Origin of the sequence: Aliisedimentitalea sp. MJ-SS2 (assembly GCF_032586155.1) — a bacterium.
GTDB lineage: Bacteria > Pseudomonadota > Alphaproteobacteria > Rhodobacterales > Rhodobacteraceae > JAWHTC01.
The window spans coordinates 112,253-130,383 of sequence record NZ_JAWHTC010000004.1 but is presented as its reverse complement, the minus strand read 5'-3'; the positions used below and the strand labels follow the sequence as shown (position 1 = coordinate 130,383).

At 61.6% G+C, this 18,131-nt stretch carries 19 protein-coding genes; 9 read left to right on the top strand and 10 right to left on the bottom strand.

Annotation, left to right across the window (positions count from 1 at the left end):
- Window positions 1-22 precede the first annotated feature (22 nt).
- Window positions 23-667 carry a HupE/UreJ family protein gene (locus tag RXV86_RS15800; protein ID WP_316301577.1) on the bottom strand — a complete coding sequence of 215 codons (645 nt, stop codon included), beginning with the start codon at window positions 665-667 and terminating at the stop codon, window positions 23-25.
- 135 nt (window positions 668-802) lie between these two features.
- Window positions 803-1,171, bottom strand: coding sequence for a hypothetical protein (locus RXV86_RS15795; protein WP_316301219.1), 369 nt, complete (start codon window positions 1,169-1,171; stop codon window positions 803-805).
- 213 nt (window positions 1,172-1,384) lie between these two features.
- On the opposite strand from RXV86_RS15795, the gene mreC reads away from it, so the two are divergent.
- From mreC to RXV86_RS15760, 7 genes are all read left to right on the top strand, one after another.
- On the top strand, window positions 1,385-2,305 hold the full coding sequence (mreC, locus tag RXV86_RS15790; protein ID WP_316301218.1) for a rod shape-determining protein MreC: 921 nt from the start codon (window positions 1,385-1,387) through the stop codon (window positions 2,303-2,305).
- On the top strand, window positions 2,298-2,837 hold the full coding sequence (locus RXV86_RS15785) for a rod shape-determining protein MreD (RefSeq protein WP_316301217.1): 540 nt from the start codon (window positions 2,298-2,300) through the stop codon (window positions 2,835-2,837). The genes mreC and RXV86_RS15785 overlap by 8 nt, the downstream gene beginning before the upstream one ends.
- Window positions 2,838-2,846: 9 nt before the next feature.
- Window positions 2,847-4,790 carry a penicillin-binding protein 2 gene (gene mrdA / locus RXV86_RS15780; protein ID WP_316301216.1) on the top strand — a complete coding sequence of 648 codons (1,944 nt, stop codon included), beginning with the start codon at window positions 2,847-2,849 and terminating at the stop codon, window positions 4,788-4,790.
- Entirely contained in the window at window positions 4,787-5,926 is a 1,140-nt protein-coding gene (rodA, locus tag RXV86_RS15775; protein ID WP_316301215.1) for a rod shape-determining protein RodA, read from the top strand. Before mrdA ends, rodA begins: the two co-directional genes overlap by 4 nt.
- 218 nt (window positions 5,927-6,144) lie before the next feature.
- Window positions 6,145-7,446 (top strand): phenylacetate--CoA ligase family protein, encoded by a 1,302-nt coding sequence (locus RXV86_RS15770; RefSeq protein WP_316301214.1) that lies wholly within the window; start codon window positions 6,145-6,147, stop codon window positions 7,444-7,446.
- A gap of 9 nt (window positions 7,447-7,455) precedes the next feature.
- Window positions 7,456-8,217, top strand: coding sequence for an enoyl-CoA hydratase/isomerase family protein (locus tag RXV86_RS15765; protein WP_316301213.1), 762 nt, complete (start codon window positions 7,456-7,458; stop codon window positions 8,215-8,217).
- Between the two features lie 197 nt (window positions 8,218-8,414).
- Window positions 8,415-9,347 (top strand): glyoxylate/hydroxypyruvate reductase A, encoded by a 933-nt coding sequence (locus RXV86_RS15760; protein ID WP_316301212.1) that lies wholly within the window; start codon window positions 8,415-8,417, stop codon window positions 9,345-9,347.
- 17 nt (window positions 9,348-9,364) lie between these two features.
- On the opposite strand, the gene RXV86_RS15755 is transcribed toward RXV86_RS15760, so the two are convergent.
- Together RXV86_RS15755 and RXV86_RS15750 are read right to left on the bottom strand one after the other, a co-directional pair.
- Window positions 9,365-10,144: an SseB family protein gene (locus RXV86_RS15755; protein WP_316301211.1), complete on the bottom strand. Its 780-nt coding sequence runs from the start codon at window positions 10,142-10,144 to the stop codon at window positions 9,365-9,367.
- Window positions 10,141-10,728 carry a uracil-DNA glycosylase family protein gene (locus RXV86_RS15750; protein WP_316301210.1) on the bottom strand — a complete coding sequence of 196 codons (588 nt, stop codon included), beginning with the start codon at window positions 10,726-10,728 and terminating at the stop codon, window positions 10,141-10,143. The genes RXV86_RS15755 and RXV86_RS15750 overlap by 4 nt, the downstream gene beginning before the upstream one ends.
- A 97-nt stretch (window positions 10,729-10,825) precedes the next feature.
- On the opposite strand from RXV86_RS15750, the gene RXV86_RS15745 reads away from it, so the two are divergent.
- Window positions 10,826-11,176 (top strand): metalloregulator ArsR/SmtB family transcription factor, encoded by a 351-nt coding sequence (locus RXV86_RS15745; protein WP_316301209.1) that lies wholly within the window; start codon window positions 10,826-10,828, stop codon window positions 11,174-11,176.
- Entirely contained in the window at window positions 11,169-12,197 is a 1,029-nt protein-coding gene (locus tag RXV86_RS15740) for a permease (protein WP_316301208.1), read from the top strand. The genes RXV86_RS15745 and RXV86_RS15740 overlap by 8 nt, the downstream gene beginning before the upstream one ends.
- Window positions 12,198-12,260: 63 nt before the next feature.
- Here the strand turns inward: RXV86_RS15740 and RXV86_RS15735 are convergent, their stop codons facing one another.
- Genes RXV86_RS15735 through RXV86_RS15710 form a run of 6 tightly spaced genes read right to left on the bottom strand, consistent with a single transcriptional unit; the run spans window position 12,261 to window position 18,130 of the window.
- Window positions 12,261-13,955 (bottom strand): Na(+)/H(+) antiporter subunit D, encoded by a 1,695-nt coding sequence (locus RXV86_RS15735; protein WP_316301207.1) that lies wholly within the window; start codon window positions 13,953-13,955, stop codon window positions 12,261-12,263.
- Window positions 13,948-14,295: a hypothetical protein gene (locus RXV86_RS15730; RefSeq protein ID WP_316301206.1), complete on the bottom strand. Its 348-nt coding sequence runs from the start codon at window positions 14,293-14,295 to the stop codon at window positions 13,948-13,950. Before RXV86_RS15730 ends, RXV86_RS15735 begins: the two co-directional genes overlap by 8 nt.
- Window positions 14,296-14,305: 10 nt before the next feature.
- Window positions 14,306-14,674 carry a DoxX family protein gene (locus RXV86_RS15725; protein ID WP_316301205.1) on the bottom strand — a complete coding sequence of 123 codons (369 nt, stop codon included), beginning with the start codon at window positions 14,672-14,674 and terminating at the stop codon, window positions 14,306-14,308.
- Window positions 14,671-16,134 carry a proton-conducting transporter membrane subunit gene (locus tag RXV86_RS15720; RefSeq protein ID WP_316301204.1) on the bottom strand — a complete coding sequence of 488 codons (1,464 nt, stop codon included), beginning with the start codon at window positions 16,132-16,134 and terminating at the stop codon, window positions 14,671-14,673. The genes RXV86_RS15725 and RXV86_RS15720 overlap by 4 nt, the downstream gene beginning before the upstream one ends.
- Window positions 16,134-17,696, bottom strand: coding sequence for a monovalent cation/H+ antiporter subunit D family protein (locus RXV86_RS15715; protein WP_316301203.1), 1,563 nt, complete (start codon window positions 17,694-17,696; stop codon window positions 16,134-16,136). The genes RXV86_RS15720 and RXV86_RS15715 overlap by 1 nt, the downstream gene beginning before the upstream one ends.
- On the bottom strand, window positions 17,696-18,130 hold the full coding sequence (locus RXV86_RS15710; protein ID WP_316301202.1) for a cation:proton antiporter subunit C: 435 nt from the start codon (window positions 18,128-18,130) through the stop codon (window positions 17,696-17,698). The genes RXV86_RS15715 and RXV86_RS15710 overlap by 1 nt, the downstream gene beginning before the upstream one ends.
- Window position 18,131: the final 1 nt, after the last annotated feature.

Genomic DNA, 18,131 nt, shown 5'->3' with positions numbered 1-18,131 from the left:
TGTCTTGTCTCCTTGTCGCATCTCAGGCGACGAAAAATCCGGTGATTTGATAGCCCATGAGGATGAACCCGAGGGTCATCATCACGACATTCGCGGTATAGGCTTGCCGTAGGAACGCAGGCGATCTGCGCCAGTGTCCCATGACGATCAGGATCACGGCGAGCGCCAGTATCTGACCGATCTCGACACCGACATTGAACGCCAGCAGATTGGGCAACAGCCCTTCCGAAGCGATGTCGTAGTCGAGGATTTTGGTGGCAAGCCCGGTTCCGTGGAACAGGCCGAATATCAGTGTCGCGGCCTTGGTATTGGGTTGGAACCCGAACCAGCGTTGATAGGCACCGAGGTTGTCGAGCGCCTTGTAAACCACCGACAGGCCGATGATGGCGTCGACGATATAGGCGTTCACCCCCCAGCCGAACCAGACACCGGCGAGCATCGTCGTCGAATGACCCAGAGCGAAGATGCTGACATAGATGCCAACATCCTTCATCTTGTAGAGGAAGAAGACAACGCCGAGCAGGAACAGGATATGATCGTATCCCGTGATCATGTGCTTGGCACCCAGATAGGTGAAGGGAATGAGGTTCACCCCCCAGATTTCCTGAATATAACCCGCGTCACCTTCGGTGACGTTATGGGCAGCGGCGGTCGATGCCCAGAGCATCAGGGCCGCAAAGATTGGTAGGATGGTGGCGGCGCGAAAGATGCGCCGGTTTGGACCATCCGCGATGGCGGATTGCATGTGTTTCTCCTTGGAATGTCCGTGATTACGTTGGTGACTGCCCGTTAGGGCCGGTCATCACGCTCGCGGTGGACGTTCCAAGCGGTAAAGCGGCGGCGACCAATGCGCGTGAGAGAGACCACGCCACGCGGCCCGTCTCGCAACAAACATCTGCGCTGTTCGGGTCTGGATGAATATGGCCTGCGTGTGATCATGGTCTGCAACGTCGTGGCTATGACCGTGTATTGCCCAGATCAAATCCTCTTCGAGCCCGTGCGAATGACCATGAGAGGCGATCATTTCGGCGTGCTCCTGCAAGGTCTCGATAACACTCGGCACATGGGAAGAGGACGGGGCCACAGTCCAGACGACAAGCGCGACACAGGCGAGCGAAAAAAGCATCTGCTTTCCCCTGCCGGTGATCGCGTCGATCAGAGTCTTGCCCATCTGCCCTGCCTTGCTCGTTCCACTGGGTGACGCTTTATGCCACCATTCCTTCCGGATCACACGCCACCTATGACAATTTTCCTGGCCCGCGCAAGTCACAGCGATAGCTAGCTCGGCGAATACGCGCCGCTCGACGCGAATACCCGTTCGCCCACCAACACGTGACCGTTTTCCCCCTCAACCCCGCTCATCACCCATGCTATACCCCCGCCCATGGCACGTGACCGCGCAAATTCCGACGACTATACCGGCCCGCTCAAGCGGTTGCTGGCGATCCTGCTCGTGCTCATCCTGACGGGTATCTTCCTGGTTTGGCGCATCGACAGTCCCCGCGTCGAACGCTTCCGCGCGCAGGTCACAGACAAGGTGCTGCCGAATTTCGAATGGGCCATGGCGCCGGTCACGGCAACCATCACGCTGATCCGCGATTTCCAAAGCTATCAAAGCCTTCACGAGCAGAACCAGGAGCTCAAACGCGAGCTTCAGAAGATGCGCAAGTGGAAAGAGGCCGCGGTGCAGCTGGGCCAGGAAAACGCCCGGCTCTTGGATCTCAACCAGGTCCGGCTTGACCCGCGCCTGACCTTTATCACCGGCGTGGTCATGGCCGATTCAGGCTCACCGTTCCGCCAATCCGTGGTGATTAACATCGGATCGCACGATGGCATTCTCGACGGCTGGGCCGCAATGGACGGGATCGGGCTGGTGGGCCGGATTTCCGGGGTCGGCAACAACACCTCGCGGGTGCTTCTGCTGACCGATGCCACCTCGCGCACACCGGTCACGGTACAGCCCTCGGGCCAGCAGGGCCTCCTGGTGGGCGACAACACCCTGGCCCCGGCGTTGGAATTTCTCGAAAATGCCGATGCCGTGCGCCCCGGCGACCGCGTGGTCAGCTCGGGCGACGGCGGCGTGTTCCCGGCGGGCCTGCTGGTGGGCGAGGTCGCCACCGACCCCGGCGGCCGGATGCGTGTGCGCCTCGCCGCCGATTACGAACGGCTCGAATTTCTGCGCGTGCTGCGACACCACGGCGCCGAACGCATTCTTGATCCCGGCAAGCTGATCCTGCCGGAAACCCCGCCCGACAGCGCCACCGCAGAAACAACCGAAACCGAGGCCGGAGGCGCCGATGGATGACATCACCCTCACCCGGCTCTGGCTGATGCGGGCGGGCTTTGCCGCACTGATCCTCGGCCTGATATTCTATCAATTGCTGCCGCTCGAAACCACACCGCGCAGGTTCGCCGGGCCCGATCTGGTGATGGGATTCGCCTTCGCCTGGGTGCTGCGCCGCCCGGAATACACGCCGCTGGTGCTGACCGCCGGGCTGTTGCTGATTGCCGACCTGTTCCTCGGTCGCCCGCCCGGGCTCTATGCCGCGCTGACGCTTCTGGCCTTCGACAACCTGCGCACCCGCACCACCGGGCTGCGGGCCATGCCCTTCACGGTCGAATGGCTGACCGTGGCTGCGGCCATCACCGGCGTGATCCTGGTCTACCGGTTGATCCTGGCGATGCTTCTGGTGCCGCTTCCGGCCCTTGGCCTGCAACTGATGCAACTGCTGATGACCGTGCTTTGCTATCCGCTGGTCGTGCTGGTCACCCGCTTCGTCTTTGGTCTGCGCGCGCCCGGTCTGGGCGAGGTCAACGCGCTTGGCCAACGGCAATAGGAGGGAGAGATGCGCCGATCGGAACGTGATAACGCCCTCTCGCAACGCCGCATCACCCGCCGCGGTCTGATCACCGGTGGCGTACAGGTCGCCGTTCTGGGCGGGCTGGCCACCCGCATGCACTTCCTGCAGGTGACCGAGGCGGATCAGTTCCGCTTCCTGGCCGAAGAAAACCGTATCAACATCCGCCTGATCGCCCCGGCCCGTGGCGAGATTTTCGACCGCACCGGCCGGGTTATCGCCCGCAATGTGCCCTCCTACCGCGTCACCATGACCCGCGAGGATGCCGGCGACCCCGAGGCGGTGATCGCGCGGCTTTCCCAGATCATCGAGATGGACCCCGACGCCATCGAAACCGCGCTGGAAGAAATGCGCAAACGCCGCGGGGACATTCCCGTGACGGTTGCCGACAGGATCACCTGGGAGGACCTTTCCCGCGTCGCCGTCAACGCCCCCGCCCTGCCCGGCGTCACGCCAGAGGTCGGCCTGTCCCGGATCTATCCGCTGGCCGACGACTTCACCCATGTGGTGGGCTATGTCGGCCCGGTCTCGGACTATGACCTGTCCAAGATCGAAGACCCCGATCCGCTGTTGCGCCTGCCCCGGTTCCAGATCGGCAAGGTCGGTATCGAGGCCCGGGCGGAGGAATCATTGCGTGGCAAGGCCGGCGTCAAACGGGTCGAGGTCAACGCAGCAGGCCGCGAGATGCGCGAGCTCGACCGCCGCGAAGGCCATGCCGGCGTCGACATCCAGCTGACGCTCGATCACATGCTGCAGAACTACGTTCAGGCCCGGTTGGGAGAGGAAAGCGCCGCCGCCGTAGTGATCGACTGTGACAGCGGCGATCTGCTTGCCGTGGCCTCGGCCCCCGCCTTTGACCCGAACCTGTTTGTCAACGGCATCTCAACCACCGATTACAACGCGCTTCTGGAAAACGATCACCGTCCGCTGGTGGCCAAGTCGGTTCAGGGCCTCTACCCGCCCGGCTCGACCTTCAAGATGGTCTCCGCGCTGGCGGCGCTGGAAAACGACATCATCACCACCGAGGATACGTTCCGCTGCAAAGGGGTGCTCGAGGTTCATTCCTCGAAATTCCACTGCTGGAAACGCGCCGGCCACGGCAATGTCGATCTAAACCGCAGCCTGCGCGAAAGCTGTGACGTCTATTACTACGAGCTCGCTTTGAAGACCGGCATTGAAAACATCTCGGCCATGGCCCGCAAACTTGGTGTTGGCCTTGGCTTTGATATCCCGATGTCCGGGGTCAAGGCCGGGGTCGCCCCGACCAAGGCCTGGAAGCTCAGGACCAAGGGCAAGGAATGGGTGGTCGGCGATAGCGTCAACGCCGCGATCGGCCAGGGCTTCGTGCTGGCCTCGCCGCTCGAACTGGCGGTGATGTCGGCGCGGATTGCCACCGGGCGCTCGGTCACGCCGCGGCTGGTGAAATCCATCGACGGGGTCGAACAGCCCACCGGGCACGGTGCGTCGCTCGGGATCAACGAAAACCACCTGCGCGTCGTGCGCAAGGCGATGTTCGACGTCTCCAACCACACGCGCGGCACCGGCTATGGCTCGCGCATCGTCGCGCCCGAAATGCGCATGGCCGGCAAGACCGGTACCTCGCAGGTCCGCCGCATCACCGAGGCCGAGCGTCGCGCCGGCGTCACCCGCAACGAGGACCTGCCGTGGGAGCGCCGCGACCACGCGCTCTATGTCGACTTCGCCCCCTTCGACAATCCCAAATACGCCGTCGCGGTGGTGGTGGAACATGGTGGCGGAGGGTCGAAAGCAGCCGCGCCGATCGCACGCGACATCACGCTTCAGGCGCTCTATGGCGAGGACCCGCCGCTCTCGGCCTACCCGGCCAAGGATCACGGCCGCATCCGCGCCCAGCAGAAACGCCTGCGCGAGTTGCGCCCGCCGCCGCCCAAAGACAGGCCGACCCGCGCATGAGCTATCTCGAGCATACCGTCAAATATGTGCCCACGGGCCCGCGCAAGCTGTTCTATCTGAACTGGCCGATCACACTTTTGTTGATCGCCGTGGCCTGTCTCGGCTTCCTGATGCTCTATTCGGTGGCCGGCGGTTCCTACAGCCCCTGGGCCGAGCCACAGATGAAAAGATTTGGCCTTGGCCTGTTTCTCATGGTCTTTGTTGCCATGGTGCCGATCTATTTCTGGCGCAACGTCGCGCTGGTGGCGTATCTCGGTACACTGGTTTTGCTGGTGCTGGTGCCGATCATCGGCGATGTCGGCATGGGCGCGCAACGCTGGATCGATCTCGGATTCATGCGCCTGCAACCTTCCGAGTTGATGAAAATCACCCTGGTTATGTTCCTTGCGGCCTATTACGACTGGTTGCCCATGGCCAAGATCTCGCATCCCCTCTGGGTCGGCCTGCCGGTGCTGATGATCCTGATCCCTACCGCCATGGTGCTGCAACAACCCGACCTTGGCACCTCGATCCTGCTGCTCTTGGGCGGCGGTACAGTGATGTATATCGCCGGTGTCCACTGGGCCTATTTTGCCGCCGTCATCGCCGCCGGTGTCGGCCTTGTCGTGGCGGTGTTCCAATCCCGCGGAACCGACTGGCAGTTGCTCAATGACTACCAGTACCGCCGTATCGACACTTTCCTTGACCCCGCCGCCGATCCGCTCAATGCGGGCTATCACATCACCCAGTCGAAAATCGCCCTCGGCTCTGGTGGCTGGACCGGGCGGGGCTACATGCAGGGCACCCAGTCGCGGCTGAACTTCCTGCCCGAGAAACATACCGACTTCATCTTCACCACCCTGGCTGAGGAATTCGGCTTCCTCGGTGCCATTTCGCTTTTGGGACTCTACGCGCTGATCATTTTCTTCTGCATCATCACCGCGCTCAGTAACTCCAACCGTTTCGCCGCCCTTTTGACACTGGGTGTCGCCACCACCTTTTTCCTGTTCTTCGCCGTCAACATGTCGATGGTCATGGGCCTCATCCCTGTCGTCGGTGTCCCGCTGCCGCTGGTCAGCTATGGCGGCTCGGCGATGCTGGTGCTGATGGCTGCCTTCGGCCTCGTGCAATCGGCGCATGTGCATAAGCCGCGGTAAAGGTTGGCCTGAACCAGCCATTCGCCAAATCCCGCGGCCCTTCCTCTTGCCAGAAATATCCCGGGGGGTCCGGGGGGCAGCGCCCCCCGGCCGGTCGGATTGCGCATGCAATTCGAAAGTCTGCTTTTGGCCAGAACAAGACTTTCGCCATTCCCCCTTGCTCCCCGCCAAAATCCCCGCCACGCTCCGCCCCAAAGGAACCCGAGGGGAACACCGACATGCAACTCCTGCCCGACGGCGACAAGGCCCCGCTTGGCGCAATCAAAACCCACGCCCAATCCGCATGGCAGGCCCAACGCCAGCACGTCGTCGCAAACTCTCCCTTCTACCGCACCCTCTGGGACGATCAAACGCCACCCGAACGCCTCGAAGACCTCCCGACCCTGCCGCTCTCGGACAAATCCCAGCTCCGCCTTTCCCAAGCCGCCCATCCTCCCTTTGGCGACTACCTCGCCACGCCCCGCGCCACCGTCAACCGGCTGCACCGCACCTCGGGCACCACCGGCCAGGCGATGAACCTCGCCCTCTCGCCCCGCGACACCCAGATCACCGAAACCGTCGGCGGCCGCTGTCATGCCTCAGCCGGCCTCACGCCCGATCACACCGTGGTCCATTGCCTGAACTACCAGATGTGGATGGGCGGGCTGACAGATCACATGACGCTCGAAGCGACCGGCGCATTGGTCGTCCCCTTTGGCGTGGGATCCACCGACCTGCTGATCCGCACCATCAAGGAGGTCGGCATCACCGCCATCTCCTGCACGCCGTCATATCCAGCGGTGCTGGAGCAGCACATTGCAGCCGACTTTCCCGGTCTCTCGCCCCGCGACCTTGGCCTGCGGCTCGGCCTCTTCGGCGGTGAACCCGGTCTCGACGATCCCGCCTTCCGCGCCCGCCTGAGCGAAACCTGGGGCATGCAGCCACGCAACGCCAATTATGGCGTCTCGGACGTGTTTTCGAACTTCGCCGCCGAATGCCCGCACGACACCGCGCTGCATTTCATGGCATCCGACGCCCTCTGGCCCGAGCTGATCAACCCCGATACCGGTGACGTGATCCCCCTGGAACAGGGTCAATCGGGCGAGCTGGTCCTCACCCACCTGATCCGCGACTGCCAGCCGCTGGTGCGCTTCCGCACCGGCGACATCATCCGCCTAACCGCCACCGACCCCTGCCAATGCGGCTGCACCGGTTTCCGTTTTCGCGTGGTGGGCCGCTCGGATGACATGGTTGTCGTCCGCGGCCTGAACATGTTCCCGACCATGGTCGCCGCCGTTCTGAACGAGATCCCCGAGCTGTCAGGCGACTACCGTATCCATCTTTCCACACCTCCGCCGCACGATCACCTGCCCGTCACCGCCGAACTTGCCCCGGGCGTGGACAGCTCCCCGGACCTTGCGTCCCGTGTCGCAGCCACCATCAAGACCCGTCTCGGCGCCACCGCCCAAGTCACTCTGATCGTACACGGCACCTTGCCGCGCACCGCGGGTAAAACCAAACGCGTCCTCCGCGATTACTGAGGTTCGAACATGAACGATTTCACCTATGACACCATCCTTTCAACCCTCGGGCGCAACGCGGTGCGCACCATCACGCTGAACCGTCCCGACAGCCTGAACGCGATGAACCGCCGCCTGATCGACGAGGTCGCCATCGCCTTTGATGACGCCAATGCCTGTCCCGACACGAACGCCATCATTTTTACCGGCGCGGGCAAGGCATTCTGCGCTGGCGATGACCGCCGTGAACACACCCACCCCGAGACCGAGGCCCAGGCCCGCGATGCCGTGGCTGCCATCCAACGCGCCACCCATGCCATCATGCTCGGCCCCAAGCCGGTGGTTGGCGCGATCAATGGCTGGGCCGTGGGCGGCGGTTTCGAATGGGCCATCAACTGTGATTTCCCGATCTGGGCTGAATGCGCCCGCGCCTTTTTCCCCGAGGTGTCGCTCAACCTCTTCGTCACCGGGGCTGTCACCACGCTCCTGCCCAACCTCGTCGGCCTCAACATGGCGCGCGAGATGATGATGCTGGGCGATCGCTATTCAGCCGCCGAGCTGCGCGATCTCGGCGTCGCCTGGCGGGTCGCGCCCGACGATCAGCTCTTGGCCGAAGCCACCAAGGTCGCCGAGCGCCTCGCCGCCTTGCCGACACTTTCCGTGCGGGCGATGAAACGCGTGCTCAACCACGCCGCCATTCCCGACATCCACCGCGCCTTGCAGCTGGAAACCGATGCCACCGTGGCGGGATTTCTCGACCCTGAAACCACGCGATTGCTGACCGACTTCTGACCGTGCGCAGAGGTAAGACATTCATGAACAAACCCCTGTTCCACCGAACGCCAGACAGATACCCGACAGGAACCAGACGGATTCCAGCCCGTTAATTTTCAAAAAATCCTTGCCGTTAACCATGCAGTACGGTGCTTGAAACCTGCGCCGCAAAAGGCGACGCTACAGTGCAAGCAGCAGCCGAGAAAGACCCGCCAATGACCGTCAACATCCTCTTCGCAGCCCATCCCAAACGCTGGGCCGAATACGAAAACCCGCTGCATAAGGCACTTGAGAAAACCGGCATAACCTATTCCCTGAAAACGGAATTTCCGCCAGAAGAGGTAGACTACATTGTCTACGCTCCCAACTCGGATGTGCAGGACTTCACGCCTTACACCCGCGCCAAGGCTGTGCTCAACCTTTGGGCGGGTGTGGAAAGCGTTGCCCCCAATCCAACGCTCAAACTTCCGCTTGCCCGCATGGTCGGCGGCGGCCTCACGGAAGGCATGGTCGAGTGGGTTACCGGCCATACCCTGCGCCATCATCTCGGCATGGATGCGCATATCGTAAACCCTTCAAATCAATGGCAAGTTCGGATTCCTCCGATGGCAAACGAACGCCCGGTGACCATCCTTGGGCTTGGAGAACTGGGGCTGGCCTGCGGCCGCGCGCTGGCGGCGCTTGGATTTCCTGTCACCGGCTGGTCACGCAGTCCCAAGTCTGTTGACGGGATCACCACCTGCCATGGCACCGATGGTTTGAAGGACGCCCTGAAAGGCGCTGAAATCATTATTCTTCTGCTGCCTAACACCCCCGCAACCGAGAACACGCTCAATGCAGAGACCTTGGGCCTGACCGCCCCTGGCGCCTTTGTCATCAACCCCGGACGCGGCACGCTAATCGACGACGACGCGCTGCTGGCCGCGCTCGACAGTGGTCAAATCGCCCACGCCACGCTGGATGTGTTCCGGGTCGAACCTTTGCCTAGTGACCACCCATATTGGGCACATGAGAAGGTGACCGTAACCCCCCATATCGCTTCGGAAACCCGGCCCGGCCCAGCTGCGGAAGTGATTGCCGAAAACGTCCGGCGCGGTGAGGCTGGCGAACCGTTCCTGTATCTTGTGGACCGCACGCAAGGCTACTGAACCGCCCGGTTAACCGGTCATTTAAGCTTTGGTGGTTTGCTGGGATCCATGCCCGGCGCACGACCGGGCACCTGAACCTCTTCGACCGGCTCCGGCACCGGCAGGTCAAAACGCCGCCCTACCAGCGCAAACCGCCCGATCGATGCGCTGTCCTCGGGCAGGAACGTCACATCGACAGCGGCCTCGTCGAGGCCGGAAAACACCAGTGCCTCGCCAATGGACTTGGCCAGGGCCATCTCTGCTCCCGCCACCGCCCCGGCAATGGCCAGCACATGACCGCGCCGCCCGCCTTTGAACCGTGCGCCGACCAGCCAAGCGGCCTGCGCCAATCCGCCCGCACGGGCCAATTTCGCATCCAACGCCGCAAGCCCGTCTTCCGCAAGCGACGGCACCATTATTTCCTCGATGTCCTCCTGCGCCTCTTCCGGCGTTTCGGCCAAGGTCGACGCCAACCAGCTCAGCGCCTCGGGCGGCAGCAACACGGCTGACGGCGCCTCGAGGTTCAGCCCTATGCCAACCTCCTGCCCGCCCAGCATCTCGACCAAGCCGCGCCCGGAAACCATCGCGAAATCCGACACTTGCCCGGCAAAGCTCGCCAAGCGCTCTTCGCTGTCAAAGGCCAGAACATAGGGCCGGCCTTCCACTTCAATCGCCTCCGGCTCCACTTGATCGCCCACGGCCTCACCCGCCAGCAGCAGAAACAACTCGCTGTCGGCAAACACCTCGTAGAACCGCAGACGCGCGGTGTCGCTTGTCTCCATCTCCCGGTGGGCGATATCCAGCGCGGTCTCACTCATGATGTCAGGGCCTCTTTCACTGCGTGGCGCAGAGCGGGCAGAACCTCGTCCCCGAACCACAGGTTTTTCTTCAGCCATGCGGTATTGCGCCAGGACGGGTGCGGCAAGGGGAAAACGCCGCTGCCATGATTGCGCCACGCCCGCACGGTCTCGGTCACGCCGGTTTTGACTCCCAGGTGCCAGCGATGCGCATATCCGCCCACCAGCAGGGTCAACCGCACTTCGCCCAAGGCCTCCATCACCTGATCATGCCAGGTCGCGGCGCAGATCTTCGGCGGTGGCAGATCGCTGCCCTTGGCGTCATAGCCAGGGAAACAGAACGCCATCGGAACAATTGCTAAACGATTTCGGTCATAGAATGTGTCACGCTCGATGCCCATCCATTCCCGCAGCCTGTCGCCCGAGGGATCATTGAATGGCAGGCCCGTCTCGTACACCCGCATCCCCGGCGCCTGCCCCGCCACCAGGATGCGCGCCTCGGGTTTGAACCAGGCCACCGGGCGCGGGTTATGGGCCGTATGGGTCGCGGCAAACTGCTCCGCACAGAGACGGCAAGCGGTGATTTTTTTGGCCAGATCCTGCATGGCGCGACCCTAGCGCAGCCACTGCGGGAACCCAACACTTCGAGAATTATCGAAATAACTCTCGACACCGTCGGCTCATTTCGATATTTCGAGAATCATGAAACATTCTGACCCGACCGACCTTGATCTGACTCGCGCCGCCTCGACCTTTGCCGCGCTTGGCTCCGAACAACGCCTCGGCGTGCTGCGCAGCCTGGTGCGGGCCGGGCCGGACGGGCTGACCATTGGTGCATTGGGTCAGCGCAGCGGCGTAACCGGCTCGACTCTGACCCATCATATGAAGATCCTTGCCCAGGCCGGTCTGGTGACTCAAGCCCGCAAGGGGCGGCAGATCATCTGCGCCGCCGTCGCCTATGAGGAACTGCACGGCCTGTCACAATTCCTGCTGCGCGAATGCTGTGCCGACAGCCCCGCCAAAAGCTCCCATGAAGGCCACGCCGATGACTGATATCTCCCAATCCCCCCGGCGTTTCAGCCTGCGCAATCTCGACAAGGCTTGGGTAGCACTCGGGTTGATCCTATTGACCCTGGCCGTCCTAGACCCGCCACAGCTACTACCGACAATCCGCTTTGGCCTAGGCGCGCTGACACACACCGCCCCCTTCATCGCCTTCGCCGTCCTCGCGGTCGCCTATCTCAAGGCCACCGGTGCCGAATCCCTGCTGGCCAAGGCGTTCGAGGGGCGCGAGATGCGAATGATCGTGATGGCCGCCCTCCTGGGTGGGTTGTCGCCTTTCTGCTCCTGTGAAGTGATCCCGTTCATCGCCGCCCTGTTGGCCGTAGGGGCACCGCTCAGCGCGGTCATGGCCTTCTGGCTGGCCTCGCCGCTGATGGACCCGGCGATGTTTGCCATCACCTCAGGCACGCTGGGCTTTGAGTTCGCCATGGCCAAAACCTTTGCCGCCATCATCATCGGCGCCATGGGAGGCTTCGGAACCATGGTCTTGAAATACTCGCCGGTCTTTACCGATCCCCTGCGCGAAAAGCCAGCAGTGGGCGGCTGCTGTGGGGTTAAGAAACCCTTCTCGGGTCAGCCTGTTTGGAAATTCTGGCCGCACGAGGATCGCCGGATCATGTTCCGGGACACGGGGCTGGAAAACGCGGTGTTCCTGCTCAAATGGCTGGCGCTGGCCTATGTGCTCGAAGCGCTGATGCTGCACTATGTCCCGGCCGACTGGATCGCCGGCGTGCTGGGCGGAGAAGGGCTCAAACCCATCCTTCTCGGCGCGATCGTAGGCGCGCCCGCTTATCTCAACGGCTATGCCGCCGTGCCGCTGGTTGACGCGCTGTTGGCCCAGGGTATGGCCCCCGGCGCGGCAATGTCTTTCGTCATTGCCGGTGGCGTCAGCTGTATCCCCGCCGCCATCGCGGTCTGGGCGCTGGTCAAGCCTCGGGTATTTTTTGCCTATATCGGCTACGCCGTGATTGGCGCAGTGATCGCCGGCTTTGCCTGGGCCGCCTGGGTCTGAGAATGGAAATTCCAGCGCACGCGTATAGAACGGCGGCACACGACACCTTCGCCGCATCCAGCTTCAATTGAGGAAATTTACCGCCATTGTCACACCCAGCAGGATTGCAATCCACAGCACCATCGCGCCTGTCGGCCAGCTTTGTGCCAGCCTGCCTTCAGGCCCGGTCGAGTGGTGGAATCGGTCATAGACCCGGCCGATCCAGCCTCCGACCAACGCGGTAAAATAGGCCCCGCTCAGCCCGGCCACCGCATGGAAATAGCCCAGCACCGCGCGCCCGGCCCGCCGGTAGCTCCAATCGAAATCCAGGTTCACCGATTTAAGCTCGGGCGGGTAGATCCCGGTTCGCATCAACACGGTAAACGCCAGCGCAGAGAAGAACAGCAGCTGCAGTTGGGTGATCACGTGGGTCGTGGTGTAGCTCTCGTATTTCACCTCGTAAGGCAGCAACGCATAGAGCGGCTCGGGATAAACACCAATTGCCACGCAGAGGAACGCAGTGATCCCCATGGCCAACAGCATGTGTACTGGTGCCTCTTTCGGCCGCTTCCCGCTGTCATGGGCGAAGAAGGCGAAATAGGGGATCTTGATGCCCGAATGGTGGAACACCCCGGCGCTGGCAAAGAGCAGGATCGCCCAGATGTAATTGTAGTGTTCCTTGGCCGAGGCTGACAGGATTAGTGACTTGGTCACGAACCCGGAAAACAGCGGGAAGGCCGAGATCGACGCCGCGCCAACGACGCAGAAGATCATCGTAAGCGGCATGGTCTTGTAAAGCCCGCCAAGTTCCGAGCCCTTGGCCGTGCCGGTCCTGAACAGCACCGCACCAACCGACATGAACAGCAAAGCCTTGTAAAGAATATGGGCAAACGCATGCGCCGCCGTGCCATTCAGCGCCAGCTCGGTTCCGATGCCGATCCCCACAACCATGAAGCCCAACTGGTTGTTGAGGCTATAGGCCAGCACCCGGCGCAGGTCGTTCTCGATCACCGCATAAAAGATCGGAAAGAGCGTCATCAGCGCGCCGATATAGATCAGCACCTCGGTCCCGGCAAAGCCGCGCGCCAGCGCATAGACCGCCAATTTCGTGGTAAAGGCCGACAGGATCACCGTGCCCGTCACCGTCGCCGCCGGATAGGCATCCTGCAGCCAGTTATGGAGCAGCGGGAAGGCACATTTCATGCCAAAGCTGAAGAAAATCAGGTAGGTGGCGGGCGATCCCAATGTCATCCGCTCAAACGTGATCGAGCCGGTTTCTGCATGCCACAGCACCGCACCGGCCAACAGGATCACACCGCTGGCAATCTGGATGATCAGATACCGCAGGCCGGTGTGATAGGCCCCTTCTGTGCGCCGCGCCCAGATCAGGAAGACGGACGCAATCGCCGTGCCTTCCCAGTAGAAGAAGAGCGTGATCAGGTCCCCGGCAAACACCGCCCCTATAGCTGCGCCCGCATAGAGCAATGCCGCCACCTGCTGCACCGTATCGCGCACATGCCACGCGTAGAGATTGCCCAGAAACGCCGCGAGCGAGAAGATCAGAGCAAAGATACGGCTCAGCGCATCGACCCGCATCAGCTCCAGTTCGAAACCAAAGAAACCGACCTGCCACAGCATCCCTTCGGGCAGCGACCAGACGATCAGCCCGGACAGGATCGGCACCGCGATCAGCAAGAACGGCCGCAGCATCATCGGCAGGAACGGCACGATCACCGCAGCGGCAAAGAACAGGAAGGCGGGGGGGATCATCTCAACCATCGTGATCCACCTTTTCCAACTGGTCCTCGGGGTACTCTTCGCTCTCCACGTCGTAAGGTGTGTAGTAATCCTCGTCCCGTTTCAGGAACACCCGCATCCCCTTGGCACAAATCACCAGCAGGGCGCACATGAAGAAGCCATAGAGCGCATAGAACCCGGGGAATTCCTCGACCGCCAGGTAGACGTGCTTGTGATAGAGGAAATCGGCCGCGAAAAGCGCCGCACAGAGCGTATACAGCCCGTAAACCATCTTGTTCACCGATTTCGGGTTGTCCGCCCACAGGAACAGGCGCCCCAGGAGGGGAAACTTGCTGGTATCTTCGTCACGATGCCCGCTCATGCCAACTCCCCTATCCTGCGCCCAAAAAGGCCAAAAGCTTGTCACCTTGTGACACCCAGACGAATGTCGACAGCACAAACGTGATCATCGCTGGAACACCTTGTTTCCAGGTATCGAATTTCAAATGGAAAAAGATCGCCCCCAACGACGTCGCGCTCAGCATGCCAGCGCCGATTGGACCGAGCACGGACCCGGTGAACCACACCAACACAGCGCCAATGCCTTCCACGATACCGATCAGGCGGAATTGCCCGCGGCTCACCCCATAGCTCTCGATCATCTCCATCTGTATCTCGAAAACCTTTTCGGGTTTTCCGGTAATCTTCAGGAAAGCCGCGAACAGGAAAAACGCCGACAGGATCGCAATCGCATAGATCATGGCGCGCCTCCGACCAACGGCATCAGGAAGTCCCGAATGCTGCCTGCATAGAAGAACAATACCAAACAGCCGAACGCAGTGATCGCCGGTGGCAACCAGACCAGAACCCCGGCCTCGGCCCATTCGTCATGGGCTTCGTCGCCTTTCAGGAAGAACCCCTTGCCCACCAGCGGCAACAGGTAGGCCACGTTCAGAAGCGAACTGGCCATCAGCACGCCAATCATCACCCATTGCTCCACCGACGCCGCGCCCATGATCAACAGCCATTTGCTCCAAGATCCACCCAGCGGCGGCAGACCGATGATGCTCAACGCCCCGACGAAGAAGGCAATGAAGGTCACCGGCATCGCCCGGCCCAGCCCGCTCATCTGGCTGATATTGGTCTTGTGCGTGGCGACATAAATCGAACCGGCGCACATGAACAAAGTGATCTTGCCCATCGCGTGCATCGCGATATGCATGCCGCCGCCGATCACCCCCATCGAGGTGGCCAGCGCCATACCAAGTGTGATGTAGCTCAGCTGGCTAACGGTCGAATAGGCCAGCCGCGCCTTGAGGTTGTCCTTGGTCAGCGCCACGACCGACGCCGCGACAATCGAAAACGCCGCCAGCCACATCAGCCATTCGCTCGCCCCCGTCTCGGCAAGAAAATCAATGCCGAAGATGTAGACCCCGACCTTCAACATGGTGAAAACACCGGCCTTCACCACCGCCACCGCGTGCAGCAGTGCCGAAACCGGCGTCGGGGCAACCATCGCGGCAGGCAGCCAGCGGTGGAACGGCATCAACGCTGCCTTGCCAATGCCGAAGGCGTAAAGCCCCAGCAGGATCGGCACCATCAACCCGTTGACGCTGCCCTCAAGGATACCGCCCAACTGGAAATCCAACGTGCCTGTCACCGCCCAGGTCCAGATCACCGCCACCAACAACAGCGCAATCGACGTGCCCATCAGGATGCCCAGATAGGTGCGGGCGCCGCGCATGGCCTCGGGCGTGCCTTTATGTGCAACCAGCGGATAGGTGCTGATCGTCAGCAACTCGTAGAACAAAAACAGCGTGAACATGTTGGCGGAAAACGCCAGCCCCATGGTCGCGGCAATCGCAAGGCTGAACGCGGCAAAGAACCGGGCATGGTGGCTCTCGTTATTTCCGCGCATGTAGCCGATGCCATAAAGGTGGGTCAGGATCCACAACCCACTGGCAATCAAGGCGAACATCAACCCCAGAGGTTCCACGTGGAAGGCCAGCTCGATCCCCGGCATGACCTGCCCGACCACCATTTTCTCGGTGGTGCCGCTGCCCTCGTTGCCCAGCACGACCAGCACGCAGGCAAAGGTCAGCACCGCTGCCAGCAGCGTCATGCCATCACGCAGATCGGCTCGGTTGCGCAGCACGATATTGCCGACCATCGCCAGCGTCGGGATAGCCATCGAAAGCGTTATGGCGAGCCAGGTTTCCATCAATGCACCATCATCCCTGCGGACCCGTTCATGAAGCCCTGCGCCGCGCTGATCGACGCGCCCAGCGTCACGTCGGTGTTAAGACCGAACCAGATGCAGGCAATCGCCATGATCCAGATCGGCACCAGCATGCTAAGCGGTGCTTCCTTGGCAACCACATCCGACGGCGGTTCGGCCAGGTACAGTGCCTCGACCATCTTCCAGACATAGATCACCGCCAGAAGCGAGCTCAGCACGATCAGGATCGCCAGCGGCCACCATCCGGCCTCAAGCGTTCCCTGTACCAGCACCCATTTGCTCACGAAACCTGCCGTTCCCGGCACCCCGATCAGGGACAGCCCGCCGATCACCATCGCGGCGCTTGTCCAAGGCATCGTTTTGCCCGCCCCGGTAATCCGGTCACAGAAGGAATTGCCATGGCGCAGGACAATCGCGCCCAGCCCCATGAACAATGCCGCCTTGGTAATCCCGTGGTTGAACAGATGCGCGATGGCGGCGGTCAGCCCGGTCTCGGTCAACAGGCCAATGCCGAGCAGCATGTAGCCGATCTGGGCCAGCGACGAATAGGCCAGCAGCCGTTTCAGGTCGGTCTGAAAAATCGCAATGATACTGGCGGCAAACATCGCCAGCACGGCAAGTGGCAGCAGAACCACCTCAAGCGTGTGCACCGCGAACAGATAGTCCGGCTGGAACACCGAGAACATGAACCGCATCAGCACATAGATCGCCACCTTGGTCGCTGTCGCCGCCAGAAACGCGGTCACGGCAGATGGCGCATAGGTATAGGCATTGGGCAGCCACAGGTGCAGCGGATAGACAGCGGCCTTCAGCCCCATCCCCACAAGGATAAAGGCGAACGCGGCGCGCACCGTGCGATTGCCGCTCTGATCGGCAATCCGGTCGGCAATATCGGCCATGTTCAGCGTGCCGGTCGCCATGTAGAGCAGGCCCAGACCGATAACGAAGAAGGTGGCACCAATCGTGCCCATGATCAGGTAATCATAAGCGGCGGTCAGCGCCCGTTTGTCCCGCTTGGCCCCGGCGGCGATCAACACGTAGGTCGACAGCGACGAAATCTCGAGGAAAACAAAGACGTTGAACGCATCCCCGGTGATAACAACGCCCAGCAAACCTGTGAAAGCCAACAGGAAACAGGAATAGAAAAGGGTCAATTGCTGCCTGCCCACCTCGGCCAGGATGCTGACCCTGGCATAGGGCAGAACCACCGTGGCAATCCCGGTGATCAGAAACAGGACAAAGGCATTGGCCGCGTCCACCCGGTACTCGATCCCGAGCGGCGGTACCCAGCCCCCGATGTGATAAGAGATCACCTCGCCCCCGATGACCCGCATCAGCAGGAAGACCGACATCACAAAACTTGCCGTTGCGGCGCCATAGGCAATCGGCCAGGCCAGCTTGCGCGACCCCAGCAACACCACTAACGGCGCCGCCATGAAGGGCACCAGGATTAGCAGGATCGGCAGTTGATCCATCAGGGTTAGCGCCACATGAGCGGCCTGTTCGGTTCCGTGTTGCGCCTGATCAGCGGTGTTTGTCGCCATTACGCCCGCCCGCCCATGGTTTCGCCATGCAGGCGGGTTTCCTCAAACGCCATCTCGCGCTCGATCTTGAGGATTTCGTCTTCTTCGATGGTGCCGAACTCTTCGCGGATGCGCACGATCAGCGCCAGCCCAAGCGAGGTCGTGGCAATGCCGACCACAATCGCGGTCAGGATCAGAACATGCGGCAGCGGGTTGGAATAGACCACATCCGGGTCAATCTTCATGTCGGTGGGAAAAATCGGCGCGGTGCCGCCCGAGACCTTGCCGATCGAGATATAGAGCATGAATACGCTGGTCTGGAAAATGTTCAGCCCGACGATCTTCTTGACGAAATTCCCTTTGTCCACAACGATATAAAGCCCGGTCATCATCAACACGATCACCAGCCAGTAATTCACGTGGCCAACGATGAAATTCCATGTGAACTCGCCCATG